This window comes from Novosphingobium sp. B-7 (assembly GCF_000410615.1).
GTDB classification, from domain to species: domain Bacteria; phylum Pseudomonadota; class Alphaproteobacteria; order Sphingomonadales; family Sphingomonadaceae; genus Novosphingobium; species Novosphingobium capsulatum.
On the sequence record NZ_APCQ01000328.1, the window covers coordinates 1 to 2,354 of the forward strand.

The 2,354-nt window shown below is 65.1% G+C and carries 1 protein-coding gene and 1 pseudogene; one reads left to right on the forward strand and one right to left on the reverse strand.

Features of this window, described 5'->3' with window-relative positions; translation table 11 throughout:
• Nucleotides 1-315 precede the first annotated feature (315 nt).
• Entirely contained in the window at nucleotides 316-2,028 is a 1,713-nt protein-coding gene (locus tag H926_RS25615) for an MFS transporter (RefSeq protein ID WP_022675265.1), read from the forward strand.
• A gap of 64 nt (nucleotides 2,029-2,092) precedes the next feature.
• Here H926_RS25615 and H926_RS0104570 read toward each other — a convergent pair.
• A pseudogene (locus H926_RS0104570) lies at nucleotides 2,093-2,354 on the reverse strand (bifunctional folylpolyglutamate synthase/dihydrofolate synthase); the annotation flags it as partial.

Sequence of the window (2,354 nt, forward strand, 5' to 3'; positions counted from 1 at the left end):
GGCCGGCTTGGCGCCGTCACGGGGCGCGGCGCGGTCTGCGCGCGGCGCGGGCTTGCCATCGGGACGGCGTGTACTTGCGGCCTTGTTGGAAGCGGCGGGCCGTCCCGGGCGGCCGCTCCTGCCTTTTGGGGGAAGTGTCATCGCCGGCCCATAGACCATCGCCGGCTTTGCGTCAAAGCGGGGGGCTTTGAAGTTCAGGCATGGGGCTTCGACAGGCTCAGCCCGAACGGGCGGGCAAGGAATTCCGTACGCCCTGAGCTTGTCGAAGGGCATTCCCCGCGCCTAGGGTGCCGATCGAGCAACCAGGAGACCACAATGGCATCGGCCCCAGCGCCACAAAAACCAAAGGGCTGGCAGCTGTTCAAGCTGGCATTGCAAACGCGCAAGTCGGCCACGATGCTGGGTTTCGGGTTTTCCTCGGGCCTGCCTTTTGCGCTGCTGATCGGCACGCTCAACGCCTGGCTGGGTGAGGTGAAGATCGATCTGGCGACGATCGGCGTGCTGTCGTGGATCGGGCTGACCTATTCGTTCAAGTTCCTGTGGTCACCGCTAGTGGACCGGTTGGCATTGCCCGGGCTTGAGCGGCTGGGGCGGCGCAAGAGCTGGATCGCGCTGTGCCAGGGCGTGCTGGTGGCCAGCTTTATGGGCCTCGCGGCCACCGATCCGACCCGCTCTATGGGCTCGTTCGCACTTTTCGCTTTCCTGGGCGCACTGGCATCGGCAACGCAAGACGTGGCGATCGATGCGTGGCGCATCGACGTGGCCGATGAGCAGACCAGCGTGGAACTGCTTACGTCGATCGGGCAGTTTTCCTACCGCATCGCCTCGATCGTGGGGGGCGCGCTCGCGCTGGTCATGGCCGGGCGGATGAGCTGGCCGCTGGTCTATCTGCTGATGGCCGGGCTGATCGCGCTGATCATCGTGGTAACGCTGCGCGCGCCGGATACGCCGCGCGTAGGGCAGGGTGCGCTGCATGCCGCGCTCAGCCAGCCTGGCGAGTTGGTGCCTAAGGCACGAGGACTGGCTCTGCTGGTCGTGGGGTTAAGCTGGACCTGGGCGATCGTCACGATCGTGGTCTTCATGGTCCAGATGCTTCGTCCCCTGGCGCCGGGTGCAAAGCATCCGTCGGTGGCTGCTTTCACGCGCGAGACTGGCCCCTGGATCGTGCTCGCCACCGTCGGTGTACCCTTGCTGGTATCGGCAGTGGTCAATGCGCTCAAGGTGCGCGGGCAGGCGGTTCTGGTGGCGCCTGATGATGCACATGGCCCGGGGCGCACTGCGCTCAACCATCTTTATGTGGCGCTTGTTTCTCCGTTGTCGGAACTGGTCGGGCGGCTGCGCTGGGGCGTGCTGATCGTGATCGGCATGATCCTGACCTATCCGTTGTGCTATAATATGTGGGCCAGCTTCGCCTTTCCGTTCTATCTGGATTTCCTGCATTATTCCAAGGACGAGGTGGCTTTTGCCTCCAAGCTGTTCGGCATTTTCATGAGCATGGCGGGGGTTGGCCTGGGTGGCTTCCTGTTCGTGCGGGTGGGGCGCATGCCCACGATCCTGCTCGGTGTGGCGCTGCCCATCCTGGGCAACTTCGTCTATGCTGATCTTGCCGAAGGCGGGGCGATGATCGATCGCGTGGCCCATGGAGTGGGCCTACAGGCCCTGCTGGGCGCCTTCGGGTTCGACGATCGCATGGTGCGCCTGCTGCTGACGATCGGCTTTGAAAACATATCGACCGGCATCGCTGGCGCAGCGTTTGTCGCCTATATTTCCACAATTGTCAGCCGCAGCTATACCGCCGTGCAATATGCGCTGCTCTCTTCGCTCACGTTCCTGATCGGCTCGCTGGGGCGAGGCATCGCCGGCGAGGCGTTCGACCTTTACGGCTATGCCACGGTGTTCCGCTATGCTGCGGCCGCCGGTGGACTGGCGGTGGTGTTCGTGCTGCTGGAATGGGTGCGCGTGTCGCGTTTGGCCGCACACCACCCCCCGACCCCCTCCTCTGAAGAGGAGGGGGAGGTAAAGCGCTAAAAATGAAGCCCCCTCCTCTTCAGAGGAGGGGGTTGGGGGTGGTGAGAGGCCTTGCCCGAACGGCTCAATCCGGCACTTCCCCATTCCGCCGCAGCACGTCGCCAGCGAGATAGAGCGAGCCCACGATCAGCACGTCGCCACCCGGTGGCAGCGCGGCCAGCGCCTGCGCCACGTCGGCGAAGCTGCGCACGGGCAAGGCGCTGTGCGCGGCGAAATCCTCGGGCCGGTGGGCATCGTGGCCCGGTGCGGGCACGACCGAGATCGACAGGGCATGGCCGCCCAGCGGGGCCAGGATGGCGCCGGGGTCCTTGTTGGCCAGCATGCCG